Genomic DNA, 18,224 nt, shown 5'->3' on the forward strand with positions numbered 1-18,224 from the left:
TTAATTGGGGTTGGGTTGCTTTGTTTCATTGAACAATCCGGAGAGGTTTTAAAACTTATATTGTGTTTGCAATCTGCAACTTTCATTAAGCTAACGGGCAACATTAACTCAATACAATAAGAAAGCAGCTGACCAATTGTGATCGGCTGCTTTTTAAAACTAACAGGAAAATTCTTCAGATTAGTTGAAAGGTAGGTAGCAGGACAAAGACGTTTACATCTCCTGAAAATGAAAGTAACTCCTCGAAAAAGGGGGATAGATCATGAATCACGAATATGATAAATGTCTCAAGGTGTGCTTTTATTGGAACGCCGACTATTTGAGTTTCTCTTTGAAGGTGCTCATCCTACTTTGGTCGGTAATGTTGTACATGCCTATCAAAATTCTGATGGCGGCCTCGGACATGCTTTAGAATCTGACCTTCGTTGTCCAGAAAGCCAACCGCTTTTGACTTTCTATCTTCAATCCGTGTCGGACAAGAAAGGCCTTGTCTCATTTTTTCTGGAGTCAGCTAATCAATCACCTCTTGCAAGCCATTGGTTACATTCAACATTATTACCTGGTCTTAACCCTACAGCCGAGATTTGTGGTCTTCTTCATTACCAGGGAGCCATCCTCGTCACACCCACGGAGGGAAGAGGGCTTCGTGAATGAAGAAGACTCCCCGAGGCTGGAAAGAAAAGTGTCAGAAGTGTCGATGCTGGCAGCGAATGTGCTTTTGCACGGTGAAGTACGTCCAATCTTGTTGTGTTTTGATGATTCTCACTTATATCCCCCTCGAACATCCTTCCCGCAGCAGCTCCGCCATTCGTCTGGACCATTCATGATCATTATGCTCTGAAGTACCTTAGCATTCCCGTACAAGATGCGCGTTGCAAGAAGCATCACCGAATTGGTAGTGAGTCTTAAAATAACTGGTCAGACAATCATGAACAACATCGCCGGTAAAACCAATCAATATGCCCAGTTCATCTATCACCTGGCTGAAACGTTTGTCCTGTCAAGGGAAGATGAGTTGCACGGGAATGACGGCGTTCTTAGGAGAATAAACATCTTCCATTTGTTCACGTAACAGTTTTACGGCTGTTCGTGCCATTTCCTGTTCATCCTGCTGTACATAAGCAACGCCTGAAAGATGTGGATTATCGAACGATAGCAGATCGATATTTGAGTGATCGTTCAGAAGACTGATAGCGGCCGAAGTAAGGCGTGCGGTTTCTTCAGTCAAGGAGAAGGCTGCCGAAATTCCACTGTGGTCCTGCAAGAACTCGCTTACATAGTCCAATGCTTGATCGCTGCGTAGAATGTCGAGAGGGATGTGACACCACAAGCCCTTGTCAATTGAGATGCCTTGATCTGTGTATGCCTGCTCGAAGCCGAGCGTGCGGTCCTCGATGGCTGTATTGGCATTTTCAGGTGAGATGAGCGCAATCCGCTGATGACTCTTGGATAGCAAATGGGAGACAGCATTGTAAGCACCGCCGTAATTGTCGGATGTAATGGTGTACGTCTCAATGTTGCGCAGATAGCGGTCGATGAACACACACGGGAATTTATCGAGCGACAGACGCAGTAATGACTCGTTATACTTCTCATCTTCTGTCGGAAAAACGATCAGCCCCCTCACACCGAGCTCCGTTAGTGTACGAATGACGTTTGATTCAATAGAGGAGGACTCGCGCGTGATGCTTAGTACCATGCTGAGGCCGGCTTCTTGCAGGAATTGTTCCGTGTAGTCAACGAGCTTTTGAATGACACGGGTTCTCATCGTCGGAATGATGAAGCCGATGAGCGGCATGGAGGACTCGCTGCGTGGGGATGGCGGAGAATTGATGCTAGAAACAACAAGACTAGAAGAGACGAAGGAGCCTTTGCCTTGTACGCGTATAATTAATCCTTCGTCAGCTAGTAGGGTTAGGGCGTTCCTGACGGTTATTTTACTTACTCTGAATGCGTCCATTAGTTCTTGCTCAGAAGGAATGCGGTCCGTTGGCCGAAGTTGCCCTGATTTAATTTTCTGTAGAATATCTTCTCGAATTTGTTTGTAGAGCGCCAGCTTTTTCAAAAAGTTGCATCTCCCCATAAACTTTATGATTTTATAATCAATTGGTTATATAAAGCATATTTCTTATATATTATAATACGGCATGTAAAGCGCTTACAATATGGAATCTGAGAAATTGTTGCGAAGGGGTCTTTTCTTTGAACGGTTAGAATTATGTTAAGGATGGTGGTGCCAAGGTAGATTGAACCCGCTTAAATTAACAAAACTAACTAGTCAGCCGACTTTTCAAATGCATAATTATAAAAAGAGAGGATGACGAACAAATGAAAAAACGCAGTGCTTTAATCTCCATCGTTACAGTCCTTATTATGTCACTTGTTTTTACAGCATGTGGTAACCCTTCTGATTCAAAAACGGAAACACAGCAGTTAGGCGCTAATGCTGGTGAGAATGCTACAGAATTGTCATTTTGGACTTTCGTAGATTTGCACGGTAAGCATTTGGATAAAATGCTGGGGTTATGGAATCAACAGAACCCAGGCAAACAGATTAAGTTGAATGTAACGGTTATGCCTTACGATGATATGCACAACAAGCTCTTATTGGCAGTTACAAGTGGAAAGGGTGCTCCTGATATCGCGGATATCGAGCTTGGTCAATTCCCTAAATTCTTGGAAGGTGACAACGTTCCACTGGAATCTTTGAATGATGTTTTTGCACCATACAAAGACGTTGTTGTTCCTTCACGTGTCGAGATTTACTCCAAAGCCGACCTGGTTTATGGCTTTGATTATCACGTAGGTGCTACGCTTGCTTTCTACAACACTGAAATTCTCGAACAAGCAGGTGTTGACTACAAGACAATCAAAACTTGGGAAGATTACAAACAAGCAGGTATCAAGGTTTATGAAAAGACTGGCAAGTACTTAGGTACTGCTGATACATCAGCTACGTGGCAAGCATCGCTGCTGCTAGCTCAGCAAAACGCTGATTTTACAGATGAAAATGGCAATCCAAAAGTTAACTCGCCTGAAATGATTAAAGCGTATGAAATGTTAGTCGATCTGCAGAAGAACAATGTTATTCATACGATCCCTGGCGGACAACCGGATACAGAAGAAGCAAAAGGTGAATATAACAAAGGCAACTACGCAAGCGCATTGATGCCTGAGTGGTACATGTCCCGCTTTGTAAACGAAATGAAGGACCTTAAAGGTAAGTATGCAATTGCTCCATTGCCTGTATTTGAAGAAGGTAATCCTCGTTCCGTTGGCTTAGGCGGTACTGGCACAGTTGTTACTAAGAATGGTAAAGACGTTCAGTTGGCAAAAGAATTTGTAGCCTTTGCTAAGCTTTCGAAAGAAGCTACTACTGAAATTTGGAACACGCTTGGATTCGACCCAATCAACATGGAAGTATGGAAAGATGAGTCTGTAACTAAAAACCCTGATAACGAGTACGTCCAATACTTTAAAACAAATGCATTTGATACTTTGAATGAAATCAAAGACGAAATTCAAGCGATCAAATCCGTTAAAGCTTCACCGACGATCGGCAATGTCTTCAATACGGTTACTTTGAATGCGATCTTTGAAGATGGCCAAGATGTGAAGGAAGCGCTGGATGAAGCACAAGCAGCAATTGAACAAGAATTGAAATAAATATAATAAGTAAATGATTTGATTAAACCTGTCGGCAGGTATAGTGGTCGGCAGGTTTAACCATAGTCAAGGGAGATTGAGAATATGATAAAGAAATTTGTATACTCTCAAAAAGTTGCGCCTTATGTTTTTGTATTGCCATTTATACTCATATTTTTGATATTCTGGTCTTATCCGCTTGCAAATTCATTCGTAATGAGCTTTCAAGATAGGATGTTGGGACAGGATCCTAAATGGATTGGTGAAGCGAATTATTCGAAATTATTCACAGATAAAGTGTTTTTGACGGCTATTAAAAATAGCGTTGTGTACATGTTAGGAACCTTAGTGCTGTTAATTCCTTTTCCCATGTTATTCGCCGTTATGTTAAACAGTAAGTTAATGGTGGGAAGAGAGTTTTTTAAATCTTCGTTCTTTCTTCCTGCATTGACATCTGTCGCTGTTGCGGGTACCATTTTCCGCCTTACATTCGGTGAAATGGAAGGTTCATTAATGAATAGTTTCCTGGGTCTATTTGGTATAGAGCCTATTAAATTTTTGAAAGACGGAAATTGGAGTATGGCAGCACTGTTAATCCTCGCATGTTGGAGATGGACAGGTGTTAATATGCTTTACTATCTATCCGGTTTGAAAAGCATTGACAATGAATATTATGAGGCTGCTTCAATTGACGGGGCATCTGCTTGGCAGAAGTTTAGAACGATCACAATGCCATTATTAAAGCCGACCACGGTTTATGTTACGACAATTAGTGTTTATGCAGGTTTAGCAATGTTTACCGAGAGCCTGATGATGTTTAACGGTAATAATTCACCCAAAAACATTGGTTTAACCATTGTCGGATATCTATATAGACAAGGGATTGAGAAAAATAAGCTGGGTTACGCAGCTGCAATTGGTATCGTTCTGTTAGTCATTGCTATGGTTATCAATTTAACACAGTTGAAACTTAGTGGAATGTTCAAAAAGGAGGAGGATTAAAGTGGGCAAAAGTCAGACGAGGAATAATTTTATTTCCAGAATAGCGATTATTTGTTTATTTATTATGCTATTCGTTATAATTATGATTCCATTCTATGCAGTGGCCCTATCTTCCTTTAAACCAGGCGAATCATTAATAAGATATGGTCTTAACCTAAGTTTGGATTTTGAAATCATGAGTTTTGACAATTTCATCTATCTGTTTACTGGACAACATGATTATTTTGTATGGTTTTGGAACAGTATGACTTTAACAATCGTGCAGGTGGTTTTAACCCTTTTTGTAAGCGCATTCGTTGCCTATGGTTTTGCAGCATATCATTTTAAAGGTAAGAACTTCCTCTTTATATGTGTTTTGCTCATTATGATGGTGCCTTTCGAAATACTGCTGGTTCCTTTGTACAGCCTAATTAATGATTTGAAAATGGTGAATAGCTATTCAGCAATCATTCTGCCGGGTATAGCCAATGCCGGGACAATATTTTTCTTCAGGCAATATCTAAGAAGCATACCCAAAGAGATTATTCAATCTGGGCGGGTCGATGGCGCAAACGAGTATGCGATTTATTTCAGACTAATTATGCCGATTATGAAGCCATCCTTTGCGGCCATGGCGATTCTGACTGGTATGAATAGCTGGAATAATCTGTTGTGGCCATTCATGGTGTTGGGAGATCAGAGTAAATTTACACTTCCAATCGGTTTGAAAACGTTGTTAACTCCTTATGGCAATAACTATGACCTATTGATCGTGGGCTCCTTCTTCTCCATCATTCCAATTTTCATACTGTTTATTGCTTTCCAGAAATATTTCATAGACGGTATGACTGCAGGTGCTGTTAAAGGGTAGTATATATTATGATGAAACAGGTGATAGAATGGAAGGCCAACAAAGAGTGCTACATGACATTCAACCATTGATCGAGCAGAAAGCAGATCCTTTTATTTACCGACATTCGGACGGTTATTATTACTTCGTAGCATCCGTTCCGGAGTATGATCGGATTGAAATTCGTAGAGCCCAGAGCCTTGAGGGGCTTGTTACATCAACTCCTGTAGTGATCTGGAGAAAGCGCGAGACTGGTATCCTTAGTGCCAATATTTGGGCACCCGAACTGCATTTTATTGATGACAAATGGTACGTGTATTTCGCTGCCGCACACACGACGGAAACGAATGAAGGCTTGTTCGACCATCGGATGTACGTGCTAGAGAATGAAAATGTCAATCCGCTCGAAGGCAGTTGGATGGAAAGAGGGCAGGTTCGTACCGAATGGGAAAGCTTCGCCCTCGATGCCACTACTTTTGAGCATAATGGCAGCCGTTATTACGTATGGGCACAAAAGGATCCGAATATCGAAGGTAACTCTAATCTGTATATATCTAAAATGAGCAATCCGTGGACGCTGACTGGGCAACAAACGATGATTTCGATGCCAGAATATGACTGGGAGATCATAGGTTATAAAGTGAACGAAGGCGCGGCATTTCTTCGCAGGGGTAATCGGGTATTCCTCTCTTACTCGGCTAGCGCCACTGATTTCAATTATTGCATGGGCCTACTTGAAGCCGATGACGATGCTGATTTGCTCGATGCCGCCTCATGGCGCAAGTCGCAAGCAGCGGTTTTCTCGACAGATGAGAGCATTTCGATGTATGGTCCCGGTCATAATTCCTTCACGGTGTCAGAGGACGACGATAAGACACTATTTGTGTTCCACGCAAGAACATACAAGAACATTATAGGAGATCCGCTGTACGATCCGAATCGTCATACATTTGTGACGGAGCTTTTGTGGACGGCTGACGGCAGACCCGATTTCCGTGGCTCTGTTGCAGCACTTGCACGTTCTGTAAAGTGAACGAGTGTCCCAACAAGGTTGGTTGATGGATTTGAGTTCGTTTATCCAACTTGCCAAAGAGAGACAGTAAGAACATCGAAGGCACCCTATAGGGTGCCTTCGATTTCGCTTTACAGATAATACGCCGAAGCGTATCACAAATTAAAACAGTGATTAAGCTAACGGGGGAACGTTAGCTCAATAAAACAACAAAGCAGTTCACATGATCGGCTGCCTTTATTGACTAACTGCGCACTATAGACACTCATTTTGAGGTCGGAGATATGGTATTTTCGAAAGACGATACAACTGGACAGAAAGCTTATAAAGAAGTAACTGCAACCTTTAACCATGAAACAGATGAAGTTTACAAAGTCTATGTTGGTAACCATGTTATCGAATCAACTTACAATCACTCATTTTGGGTAGAGGGTAAAGGATGGCAGTATGTCAAAGACCTAAAGGTTGCAGATTTATTTGTTCAAAGTGATGGCAATACTCTCAGAATGGATCACATTAAGTTATTGCACAAACAAGTACGAGTCTATAATATGACTTTAGATGATTTTCATACTTTCTTCGTTAGTGGTCTTAGTATCTGGGTACACAATACTATTTTGTGTATCATAACTATCCCAGTAAAAGGTGAAACCAAGAAATTTTGTACCATCAACAGGTATTTGGAGAACTACAGGAATGAAACAAGGAGAATTCATGAAAGCCTATGAATTAACTCCTGTTCTGAGAAAAGTTGAACACAATAATACCATGATCTACGACCTAAAAATGCTAGCGGCAACATTATCGGGAGAATAGACGCTAAATTAGATGATGTTATCCTCCATTTAGGAGGAAACATAAAATAATTGTTAAAGCCTTGGGATAAACATTCTCCAAAGCTTTTTTACACCAGAAGTGATCAACAATACACGAGAAATACTTGACCTAAGAGATACCCAGTCCTTTTACATTGGAACAAATTCATCGCCGGCTAACCGAAGCCTATTATGCTGAACAAGAAATCGATGTGTTTCGAGGGAAAATAGAGGAAGAGGGAATGTATTTAGGAAATCTTCCTTTCGAGGAATACTTAATTACGCTCTATTTGACGGGGCACATTCAGCTTGGAAATGACTTGTTCATTGATAAGTTGATGGTACGTTTCCGTGAGGGTTACCGACTGCATTACTTTGGAATGCAAAATGGTGATGAGAAATATTTATATAAATAATTTTAAGCTTGTATCAATATAATGCTCTTTCCTCAGAAAACGCTAAATACAAGGAGCTTATTTTAAATGGAATAAAGTAGGGAATAGAGACTTACCAATTATCATGTTCAAGTAAAATAAAAGAGGTGAGTGACGTGATAAAACCTGTTTTGAAAGATCTCATCATTATTGGAAATCCTAATATTTATGGAAAATTGCAATTTACAGAATCCGAAGACATCGGAGACGACTTTTATTTGTCAGGTACAGCATGTATAGGAACTGAAGATTCTGATGGTGAGGATAATTTTGATTTTACAATCATAACCCCTAAAGCGCTCGAAAGAGAACTTAGAGACGGCTCAGATATTATAATAGGTGCGGGGTGTTTTATAGTAAATAGGCTGGATTTCGAATCGATTACAAAAGAAATTAAACAAATTCTTCTGAAACATCAAGGAGAGAATTGGGAAGATATAGCTAAAAGTCTCGCTCCTTATTTCATCTGGGAATATGCTGATTCAGTACGTTTGAATGGCGAGGAAGAGTTTCTTGATATGATCAAAAATCATTCAACTGTGAAAGCGTAGATTTACCTTAAGCTTTTGTCAAGGGACAAGAACTTGTACCGATTGCCGAAATAGACAAGAACATGTTCCTATTTGAGATTAGATAAATATCTAATTTCATAATACATGGAAATGTTCTCATTGTTATAGGACAACGAACACGATAAGAGATAAACACGGACGGCTAGGTATTAAAAAAGCGAATCATACAAGTTAACGAAGACACGCAGGCACCCCGCAGAGATCACTTTCTTTATTAAATCTTTCGTTTGTATCCTCTTAGTTACTTGACAAAAGGTAACTAGTTAGATATTTTAATACATAACCAGTTACCTAATTTGGAGGTGGGAGAATGGGATCTCCAGTCGAAAAAAAAATCACACCTAAAGCATATGTTTATGGATCAATTTTCACATTGTCTAACCGCTTGCAACTTTTAGGCGATAGAAGATATAAGGATCTTTCATTAAAACAAGCTTTTGTGTTGTGGAATATTTCTCTTTATGATGATTACTTTCTTAACCTAAAAGATATTGCTCAAATTGTCGGTACCTCGAGTCAGAATGTGAAAAAAATAATAAATATTCTTGAGAAAAAAGGTTTTGCAAAAGTAGGAAAAGATGAAACTGACAGAAGGATTTTACGTGTTGCTTTAACATCTAAAGGTAAAGAGTATTACTTGGAAAGAGGTAAGGAGGAAGAACAGTATATAGAGGAGTTATTTACTGACTTCGATGATGAGACACTTATGGGATTATATCAAGGTCTATATAAACTTATGGAAAAAACAACTCAAGAACAAGGAGAAAAATAATATGGCAGTTTATCTGAATGAAGTATCGCGCACCTTTGGTGAGTATTTACTAATACCAGGTTACTCGTCTGTAGAGTGTATACCGGCAAATGTAAGTTTACAAACACCCTTAGTGAAATTCAAAAAAGGAAATCAACCTCCTATGTCTTTGAAAATTCCTATGACATCAGCAATTATGCAGTCTGTTTCTGATGATACAATGGCAATATCTTTGGCAAAAGAAGGTGGACTTTCTTTTATTTACGGATCACAATCTATTGAAAGTCAGGCACAAATGGTTGCTCGTGTTAAAAGTTATAGAGCTGGATTTGTTGTTAGTGATTCAAATATATCTCCTGAAGGTACTTTAGACGAACTGTTAATGTTAAAGAAAAAGACAAATCATTCGACTGTAGCAGTAACAATTGATGGAAGTTCTAGAGGTGAATTAGTAGGTATTGTAACCAGCAGAGATTATAGAGTTAGTCGGATGACTTTAGATATTAAAGTTAAAGAATTTATGACACCATTCGAAGAATTAATCTGTGGTAATAAAGATACCACATTAAAAGAAGCGAATAATATGATATGGGAGCACAAATTAAATTGTCTTCCAATCATTGATGACGAACAAAGATTGATTTCTATGGTATTTCGAAAAGATTACAATACTAATAAGAAAAATGAGAATGAGTTGATTGATGAATCAAAAAGATATATGGTTGGCGCAGGTATTAATACTAGGGATTATGCTGAACGAATTCCAGCATTACTTCAAGCTGGAGTAGATGTTCTCTGTATTGACAGTTCCGAAGGATTTACAGAATGGCAAAAGATTGTTCTTAAATACGTCCGGAAGAATTATGGTGATACTGTAAAAGTTGGGGCGGGAAATATAGTTGATAAAGAAGGTTTCCGTTTCCTTGCCGAAGCTGGTGCCGATTTTGTAAAAGTAGGAATTGGCGGCGGTGCAATTTGTATTACACGAGAACAAAAAGGCATAGGGAGAGGTCAAGCTACCGCATTAATCGAGGTAGCGAAGGCTCGTGATGAATATTTTAATGAGACAGGAATCTATGTACCAATTTGTTCCGATGGAGGTACTGTACACGATTATCACATTACATTGGCACTAGCTATGGGAGCAGATTTTCTAATGTTAGGAAGGTATTTTGCCCGATTTGATGAAAGCCCCACTAAAAAAGTGAATATAAACGGTAATTATATGAAGGAGTATTGGGGAGAGGGAAGTACGAGGGCAAAAAATTGGCAAAGATATGACTTAGGCGGTGACGAAAAACTTTCTTTTGAAGAAGGAGTTGATTCGTTTGTACCCTATGCAGGAAGTTTGGAAGATAATGTTGGACTTTCTTTAAGCATAGTACGTTCAACAATGTGTAATTGTGGTTACCTAACAATTTCTGAACTACAAAAAAATGCTAAGATAACCTTAGTTTCTTCTACAAGTATTGTTGAGGGTAGTGCACACGATGTTATACTTAAAGATAGTCGTCAGATATTGTAACAGAGTTGCAGCGCTCGTTTGGTGCTTTTTAAGTCGCTATTATAGCGACTTTTTTGTTTTATCGGTACAAGTTCTTGTCCCGAGCCAAGGACAAGAACTTGTACCGATTGCCGTATTGGACAAGAAGATGTTCCTATTGCCGATTAGGCGTGTATCTAATCGTCATCTTGCCCTTCAATTCATTAAACTCTTTAAAAATGATGTAACTTATTTTTTTATTGTAGATACATTTAACTACTATACTTCTTTGTAATTCTATTAAAAGCTTGATACTATTTGCACATATAGATCTCCTATTTTCTTTAATGGATTATTGTACAGAACATTTATGCTATATTTAAAATTTAAAACAAAAACGGTGGTGAGTTTGGTGGAATATTCTAAGGGGAAAAATATGAAAACTGACAACTTATCGAGAGATATTGATATGATTTACGACCAGTTAATTGGAAAACTTATGGATCTTCTGCCAGAACCTCAAAAAACAGACACAGCTCTGAGAGGATTACTTCTTCTTCGGCGAGATGTTCCAAATCAAGATGAAAGTTGTGTGTATCAACCAGTTATTGATCTGATTGTTCAAGGCCGCAAAAGGACAATTTTGGGCAATGAAAAAATGGAATATGGTGAAGGAGAATATTTGGTCTCAGGTTTAGATATGCCTTGTATCAACAGCGAAATAGAAGCAACTTCGAAAGCCCCTTTTTTGTCCTTAAGACTGTCTTTGGATATTTCTCAAATTGCTCAACTAGCTACCGAGGTTCCACTTGATGATATAACAGACGATGATGATCATTGGGGGATTTGCTCGGCTGCATCAACGTTGGAAATCGCAGACAGTTTCTTGCGCCTAATTAGTTTGTTGGAGAATCCACAACGAATACCTATTTTAGCACCTCTGATTATTAAGGAAATTCATTATTACCTGATAACTGGCCCGCTCGGAAGGTGTCTACGTGAGATCGCCACTCAGGGAACACCAATAAACCGAGTAGCTCAGGCCATCACTTGGTTGCGTACTCATTTTCGTGAACCTCTGTCGATTGAGAAGTTGGCCAATCAAGTCCACATGTCTGAATCCACTTTTAATCGACACTTTCGAAAAGTGACTTCATACAGTCCTCTGAGATTCCAAAAACGCTTGCGCTTATACGAGGCACAGCGATTGATGTTATTTGATAATCTCGATGCGACTGCTGCTGCTTTTAGAGTTGGTTATGAGAGCACGACCCAGTTTAACAGGGAATATAAACGGGAGTTTGGTGAACCACCGTTTCGGGATGTTAGCCGAATGAGGGCTGCTGGTATGTTACTGGGTTAGAGTTTATTATTTCAATGGGCGGATTAGGCAATAATCTGCCGGGATTGTGTAGAGTATTTCATAGTTCAATATCCTATTCTTAATGAAGAGCTCAGTATAAACGTACGAATTTCTAAATGGAAATGAGCGAGGCGGTAATACAATGGGCTTTGGTATTAAAAAATCTCATAAGAAAAGGAATGAATTGTATGAAACCAACAATTATTTGCCATATGGAATCGACAGTCGATGGCAGACTTGATATTACACGCTACAGTAAACCGTTTAACGGAAAGAGTCTTGATGAAGTTCTGGATATTTATGTTCAGGTTGCCGAAGAAGTAGGGGGAGAAGCTACCATTCTAGGAAGGGTAACTTTGCAGGATTTTCTTTCGTTGAAGACTTTTGAACATAATGGTGAACCGTCTACGAAAGAGCGTAAACCGTTTTTTGGAAAAAGAAACGGCACAAACACATTTATTGTAACAGATCCTGGTGGCAAAGTGCAGTATGATAAGGATTCAGAATACTCCTTTGTAACCATTCTTAGTGAACAAGTTTCGGATCGTTATCTTGAGCATCTACGTGATCGGAATGTTTCTTACCTGTTTGGTGGAGTGGACGGCAAAGATATTAATAAGGCAATGGAGACACTAGGGACTGATTTTGGTTTCACAAAGCTACGACTTGAAGGAGGAGGCATTATTAATGGTAACTTCCTAAAAGCAGGTCTTATCGATGAACTTAGTCTTCTAGTGTACCCAGGAATTGATGGTCTTTCTGGTATGCCTGCTATTTTCGAATACAAGAGTGAAACAGAAGAGTTACCTGCAGCAGGGCAATCATTAGAACTAACTTCGGTAAAACAATTAAACGATGGTATGGTTTGGCTTTATTACAAATTCCATAGCATTGCTAATTAATCATTAGTAGGAGCATAGACCATGAATTTGGCCTGTGCTCCTGCTTTGTTATAAATACATATATCTACGATTAATTATTACCATATATTTTCTGGAAAAGAAAGCAGCACAAAATCCAAGGTCTTTTGAACCTCAAGAATGGACACCGCATCTGTATCAAAAGCAAGAACAACATGCTTTACAACCTTAGTGCTTAAGTGGCTCTAAAATAAGAGGATATGATCCAAAGCGGGTAGACTAAAGAAAGGCTTTAGCCATAAAATATGGTAGAATTAGATGAAGGTTAAGAACAAAGATTTATAATGGGAGAGGATCGTATGTGTGTGCGTTTCACACTGACAGAAGATTTTGTAGAAGTCCTAAATGGTTATAAGCTGGACAAAATCTTGTATGATCATAAACCCCCGGTCTGTATAATGCTAAAATCTCTTCTGAAGGTAATTATGTAATCTGGAAAAAGAAGATCAGTACTACTTCTTATGAACTTATCGGTTATAACGTAGCGACCAAAAAGCAGGTCGTTATTTCAGCTTCTGAAGCTCAAAATTCCCGGTGAGCCCTCCATGAAACCTGATGCAAGTAAAATCGGATTTGTATAATGTCGAGTAATGTCGAAAGAAAAGAACATGGTCCCATTGAAGTCGATATTTTAGCGGCTTTTTTATTTTATCGGTACAAGTTCGTGTCCCGAGCCAAGGACAAGAACTTGTACCGATTACCGTATTGGACGAGAACATGCTCCTATTGCCGATTAGGCTTATATCTAATCGTTATTTTGCCTGTTAATTCATTAAACTAACAGACAGGATAGCATAATAAATTCTCTTCATTTAGTGAAAACTACCCTTAAAAATTGCTTAGGATGAGGGCTTTAGAAATGAAAAGATGTATCGGATTACTGCTAACAGTTATCATTTTCTTTGGGACAATACAGCACGTCTGTGCAAAGCCAAACGATGAACCATTGAAGCGACTTGTACTTACTTTGTTAGCTCCAAAAATACAGGAACAGATTAACCAATACTATATAAGTAAATTAACTGTATCACCTACGTATGCGCCTTTTTTGGATGGAACTGATGTAGACGTTAAATATCATTCTTCGCATATTGATGTTCAGGTTAAAACAATCCCGTACGTAGGACCTCATTTGGATGTTGGACTCGACTCGATGAGGTTTAGTATAGATAACTCCGGTTCAGTAGTAGTTCTTGAGTATAAGCACATTAGGGATTATGACTTGCCTCCTAACTGGCAAGAAATTATTAAAACTCGTAAAACTAACGGGAAACTAACTGAGAAGTCATCAAAATGATCATCTGCTGTTTTTAACTAGCGGACTGACAATAGCGATCGTTGCAGAATTGCTGACGATCCTTTTTTTGTATGTCTTTAGAGCAGCTTAAAATAACACGCTAGAGTATCAACCAAAGATCAGAATGAAGATTGGCAGTGGTTGATCAAAATTAATGTTGTGGTCATCGACGTTTCCATTCTGGATACACATAAGTATGAAGAACTGGAAGGGATCGTGCAGCTCATACGGGATCTGATGTTCGGGTACTGAGCTGGCTTGCTAAAGAGAAACGTAAAAGGAATTAAAGAGGCTCAAACTGAAGGGATTTAATCAATTTAATTCCGCTTTACTAAACTGGTTGAGGGACAAAAAACATGGTCCCATAATAAGTCGCTTAGATTAGCGGCTTTTTTTGTGTTTAACGAAAACTGAAAAATTTCTGAACAAACCGTATTGACATTATTAAACTACAGATGTAGTATTAATTCCGAACTACAACTGTAGTTTACAAAAAAATTATAGGAGAGGAGCATTACCAAATGAAAGCAGCAACGAAAGTAGCCATTGCGACACTAAGCAGCGTTTTATTAATGGGTTCTTCCGTAAGCCTTGTGGCGAAGGCGCAATCCTACGAGAAAGCCCAACAAGCCGTTGTTAAAAAAACAGCCGAAGCAGCCAAGCCTATAACTGCTGAGGAAAAAAAGTTTATCGAACAAGAGATTGAAAGAGTGAAGAAGTTGGCTCAAGAGTCGGGTGATATGTATGTCCTGTATCATAAGTACCCAAAATTAAATAGCGGATTTGATATTAGTTATTGGGGAGGGGTACATGAATTCACTGCATACGAGGACTACTTGAAAAAAGCAACTACCCTGAAGGGATCGATTCTGAAGCAGCCCGCCAACCTGCCAAAGGGATATAAGTTTTTATCAGCGGTCATTGAAGGTCCGATCGAAGGGAAATTCGTTGATGAAGTAAGGGCCGAAGGTAAGAAGAGCGGAAAGCCCATCTATGTGAAAAAGATAGATTGGAAAGAGGCGGCAACCATCCGTCTTAAATATACGAACGGAAAAGACACGTTGGGCTTTTCCAAGTATACGGTAGATTCGGAGGAAAACAAGAAGAAAGGTTTCTTTGATGATACGCTGCCGGCCAATATCTTTCCAAAATACGTTTTTTGGAATGATGGTGGCAAATTCGAATACAACATTTCAACCTCTTCGTTGGATATTTCACGGAAACAGAAAATCGCAATGCTAAAAGCAGCCGTGAAAAAATAACACTTTACGTCAGCTAAAAGTTTTCTCGAACAGGTGCTTCAAAATGTGATTACAGTGGGTTTCTTTTGTGGATCATCATGTCGGACTAGCGGTACGAAGCATTTTTGCGTGTAACAAAAACGAGGAAATTACTCTCTGACAAACAAGTTGACATTACTAAACTACAAATGTAGCATGTGTATTGTAACTACATATGTAGTCTAAGTAAATTGACTTTGGAGGTTTCATGCATGAATCAAATACCACCGATTACGGATGCAGAGCTGGAAATTATGCGCGTATTATGGATAAATCCGTCCTGCCCTTCCAGCGAGGTCGTAAAACAAATGACGGATCGAATGGGGTGGAGCCCCAATACGACCCGGACGCTCCTCAGCCGTCTGGTGCAGAAGGAAGCAGCGGGTGCGAAACTGGAAAAGGGTTCAAAGCGCACCCAACTATTTTATCCGATCATCAGCGAGCAGGAGTATCTGCAGTCTGAAACCAAGTCCTTCATGAAAAAACTTTATGGGGGGGCTTTAAAGCCAATGCTGGCCAACTTTCTACAGGATAAAAAACTGAATGCACAAGAAATCGAGGATCTAAAGGCTTTGTTTGACGAAAACCGCAGAGAAGACGGGGAAACAGAAAAGAGAGAGCCCTGATGAGTCTTACATTGCATGAAAATTTATTGTCTTTTTTAGGCTGGGTAATTCGCGGATCGTTCATGGTCTCCATCCTGATTCTACTTGTCCTAATCCTGCAATTTCTATTAAGAAACAAGATTGAAGCCAGATGGAAATATTGGCTTTGGCTTCCTGTGGCCATTCGTTTGCTGCTCCCTTGGGCCCCGGAATCCTCGCTTAGCCTATACAATGTTTTGTCCCTGGAGGCCATAGCGCCCGGTATTCATAAACAAACTCAAACTTCATCGGGTTGGGAGGAAGCGGGGAGAATAAGCGAGGCGACGATTCATGTTGAGCGCTTTACAGGCCCGGAAGTGAGTGGAACTTCAGAAGTACCTGATCCATCCCTTGAATCGGGACCCGTGCAGCAGAGCGGCCTTTGGTGGAATGGCTCCAACAATATGCTGCTGTCGATTTGGCTTGCGGGCGTGCTACTTCTTGCCGCGAAAACGGTATACGACCAGCTTCGATTAAAACAAGCCCTGCGCGAAAGCCGAAAAATGGATACGCCTTTTCTATTGGCAGTGTTTCACGAGACGAAACAACAATTAGGCGTAAAGCGAAAAGTGCAGTTTGTGGCCAGCGATCGAATTCCCGGACCTGCCGTGGTCGGTTTTAGCAAGCCAGCGATTGTCATTTCGCCCAGTCTGCTCATCACGCTGCAAAAAGATCAACTTCAATATATTCTCGCGCATGAGTTTGCACATATTAAGCGGCGGGACGTCGCAGTGAACTGGTTGATCCATATCATCCTGATCATCCATTGGTTTAATCCGTTATTATGGCTAGCCGTATATAAAGCAAGACAGGACCAGGAGATGGCCTGCGATGCATGTGTCTTGAATCGGATGAACCCGCAGCAAAATATTGCATACGGACAAACGATCATCCATGTGTTGGAGCATTTTTCAGGAAACCAACGCCAACCGGGACTTGCCGGCCTATCCGCCACGCATAAACAAATGAAAAGGAGACTTACGATGATTAAACATTTTCATAAAAAATCATACCGCCTGTCCATTCTGGGGATGGGGATGATTCTCGCGCTTGGCAGCGTGACATTAGTTAATGCCAAGGAAAGCGATGCGGGGAGCGTAACACCAAAGGCTTCCGTGCAATCGGAACAGGATTTAAACGCTGCTTTGAATAATGATCCGGATATGATCTATCCCGAGGGGGATGTAGACCGCGAGTTCTATAAGAAAGAACTGGAAAAGGCCCGAAAAAAAGCAGAAGCAGCAGCCAAGGCTCTAACTCCAGAGGAAAAGAAGTATATCGAAGATGAGACCAATAGAGTGAAGAAGCTAAGTAAAGAGACAGGTGATATGTACGTTCTGTATTATAAATATAAGGATCTTAACAACGGTCTCGACCTGAGTTATTGGGGAGCGGTAGAAAGATTCTCTGCTTACGAGGACTACTTGAAAAAAGCTTCCACTCTGGAGGGTTCCATTCTGAAGCAGCCCAAAAATTTGCCGGAGGGATATAAGTTTTCCAAAGCGAGAATTGAAGCTCCAACCGAAGGAAGGTTCCTTGATGAAATAAGGGCGGAAGGCAAGAAGAGCGGAAAACCCATCTACGCGAAAAAGATAAGCTGGAAAGAGGCGGCAACCATCCGTCTTGAATATACAAACGGGAACGATACGCTGGCCATTTCTAAATATATGTTAGACTCAGAAGGAAACAAGAAAAAAGGTTTCTTTGAGGATGACTTACCGGCACATATCTATCCAAAATACGTTTTTTGGCATGAAGGCGGATTCGAATACAGCATTTCAACCACATGGGATATGTCCAAGGAACAAAAGGTCAAAATTCTGAAAGAAGCGGTGCAAAAATAATATTTTAAGCATGCTTTGCTCTTCCGCGAGTAAGCCCATGCAGTCCTGGGAATAGGATTGCATGGGTTATTTTATTGATCATGATTTATTTAGAACGGAAGGTGTTGAATAAGGTTTTTTTGTGTCAATGTACATACAAGAGGCACTATATAAACGCAATATTACATATGTACAAAATACGAGTTTTGTGAAACAGTTATTACGAACACATTCTTCAGTTAACTGATGATTCAAAACTCACTCCATACATCATGGATAAATGTGGCTTTTTCTTTTTATAACCCCCGATATATTTTTAATTTCGTATGGATAAATATGTGATCTCGCATATTA

The 18,224-nt window shown here is 40.0% G+C and carries 17 protein-coding genes; 16 read left to right on the forward strand and 1 reads right to left on the reverse strand.

Annotated elements, in window-relative coordinates; translation table 11 throughout:
* Positions 1–282 precede the first annotated feature (282 nt).
* The gene (locus DC345_RS31525) at positions 283–654 is read left to right on the forward strand and encodes a hypothetical protein (RefSeq protein ID WP_146752148.1); all 372 of its coding nucleotides are present in this window, start codon (positions 283–285) and stop codon (positions 652–654) included.
* 346 nt (positions 655–1,000) lie between these two features.
* On the opposite strand, the gene DC345_RS20040 is transcribed toward DC345_RS31525, so the two are convergent.
* Positions 1,001–2,083 carry a GntR family transcriptional regulator gene (locus tag DC345_RS20040; protein WP_258530729.1) on the reverse strand — a complete coding sequence of 361 codons (1,083 nt, stop codon included), beginning with the start codon at positions 2,081–2,083 and terminating at the stop codon, positions 1,001–1,003.
* Positions 2,084–2,328: 245 nt separating this feature from the next.
* Here DC345_RS20040 and DC345_RS20045 point away from each other — a divergent pair, with 245 nt between their 5' ends.
* From DC345_RS20045 to DC345_RS20115, 15 genes are all read left to right on the forward strand, one after another.
* Complete coding sequence (locus tag DC345_RS20045; RefSeq protein WP_113054593.1) at positions 2,329–3,666, forward strand: ABC transporter substrate-binding protein; 1,338 nt, start codon at positions 2,329–2,331, stop codon at positions 3,664–3,666.
* An 84-nt stretch (positions 3,667–3,750) separates the two neighbouring features.
* Positions 3,751–4,647 carry a carbohydrate ABC transporter permease gene (locus DC345_RS20050; RefSeq protein ID WP_113054594.1) on the forward strand — a complete coding sequence of 299 codons (897 nt, stop codon included), beginning with the start codon at positions 3,751–3,753 and terminating at the stop codon, positions 4,645–4,647.
* 64 nt (positions 4,648–4,711) lie between these two features.
* A complete protein-coding gene (locus DC345_RS20055) occupies positions 4,712–5,497 on the forward strand; it encodes a carbohydrate ABC transporter permease (protein WP_113054977.1) in 786 nt (261 codons plus the stop codon).
* Between the two features lie 28 nt (positions 5,498–5,525).
* Entirely contained in the window at positions 5,526–6,509 is a 984-nt protein-coding gene (locus DC345_RS20060) for a glycoside hydrolase family 43 protein (protein WP_113054595.1), read from the forward strand.
* Between the two features lie 236 nt (positions 6,510–6,745).
* Positions 6,746–7,216, forward strand: coding sequence for an HINT domain-containing protein (locus tag DC345_RS20065; protein ID WP_258530763.1), 471 nt, complete (start codon positions 6,746–6,748; stop codon positions 7,214–7,216).
* 242 nt (positions 7,217–7,458) lie between these two features.
* On the forward strand, positions 7,459–7,719 hold the full coding sequence (locus DC345_RS20070) for a hypothetical protein (protein ID WP_258530730.1): 261 nt from the start codon (positions 7,459–7,461) through the stop codon (positions 7,717–7,719).
* A gap of 134 nt (positions 7,720–7,853) precedes the next feature.
* The gene (locus tag DC345_RS20075; RefSeq protein WP_181586661.1) at positions 7,854–8,288 is read left to right on the forward strand and encodes an Imm8 family immunity protein; all 435 of its coding nucleotides are present in this window, start codon (positions 7,854–7,856) and stop codon (positions 8,286–8,288) included.
* Positions 8,289–8,619: 331 nt separating this feature from the next.
* A complete protein-coding gene (locus DC345_RS20080; protein ID WP_113054598.1) occupies positions 8,620–9,081 on the forward strand; it encodes a MarR family winged helix-turn-helix transcriptional regulator in 462 nt (153 codons plus the stop codon).
* A gap of 1 nt (position 9,082) precedes the next feature.
* Positions 9,083–10,585: an IMP dehydrogenase gene (locus DC345_RS20085; RefSeq protein WP_113054599.1), complete on the forward strand. Its 1,503-nt coding sequence runs from the start codon at positions 9,083–9,085 to the stop codon at positions 10,583–10,585.
* A 394-nt stretch (positions 10,586–10,979) separates the two neighbouring features.
* The gene (locus DC345_RS20090) at positions 10,980–11,906 is read left to right on the forward strand and encodes an AraC family transcriptional regulator (protein WP_181586662.1); all 927 of its coding nucleotides are present in this window, start codon (positions 10,980–10,982) and stop codon (positions 11,904–11,906) included.
* Positions 11,907–12,028: 122 nt separating this feature from the next.
* Positions 12,029–12,808 carry a dihydrofolate reductase family protein gene (locus DC345_RS20095; protein WP_181586663.1) on the forward strand — a complete coding sequence of 260 codons (780 nt, stop codon included), beginning with the start codon at positions 12,029–12,031 and terminating at the stop codon, positions 12,806–12,808.
* An 877-nt stretch (positions 12,809–13,685) separates the two neighbouring features.
* Entirely contained in the window at positions 13,686–14,123 is a 438-nt protein-coding gene (locus DC345_RS20100) for a DUF3888 domain-containing protein (RefSeq protein ID WP_258530731.1), read from the forward strand.
* Between the two features lie 521 nt (positions 14,124–14,644).
* The gene (locus DC345_RS20105; protein ID WP_113054603.1) at positions 14,645–15,385 is read left to right on the forward strand and encodes a hypothetical protein; all 741 of its coding nucleotides are present in this window, start codon (positions 14,645–14,647) and stop codon (positions 15,383–15,385) included.
* Positions 15,386–15,615: 230 nt separating this feature from the next.
* Positions 15,616–16,029: a BlaI/MecI/CopY family transcriptional regulator gene (locus DC345_RS20110; RefSeq protein WP_113054604.1), complete on the forward strand. Its 414-nt coding sequence runs from the start codon at positions 15,616–15,618 to the stop codon at positions 16,027–16,029.
* The gene (locus DC345_RS20115) at positions 16,029–17,891 is read left to right on the forward strand and encodes a M56 family metallopeptidase (protein WP_113054605.1); all 1,863 of its coding nucleotides are present in this window, start codon (positions 16,029–16,031) and stop codon (positions 17,889–17,891) included. The genes DC345_RS20110 and DC345_RS20115 overlap by 1 nt, the downstream gene beginning before the upstream one ends.
* Positions 17,892–18,224 lie beyond the last annotated feature (333 nt).

Source organism: Paenibacillus taichungensis (genome assembly GCF_003287275.1).
Taxonomy (GTDB): domain Bacteria; phylum Bacillota; class Bacilli; order Paenibacillales; family Paenibacillaceae; genus Paenibacillus; species Paenibacillus taichungensis_A.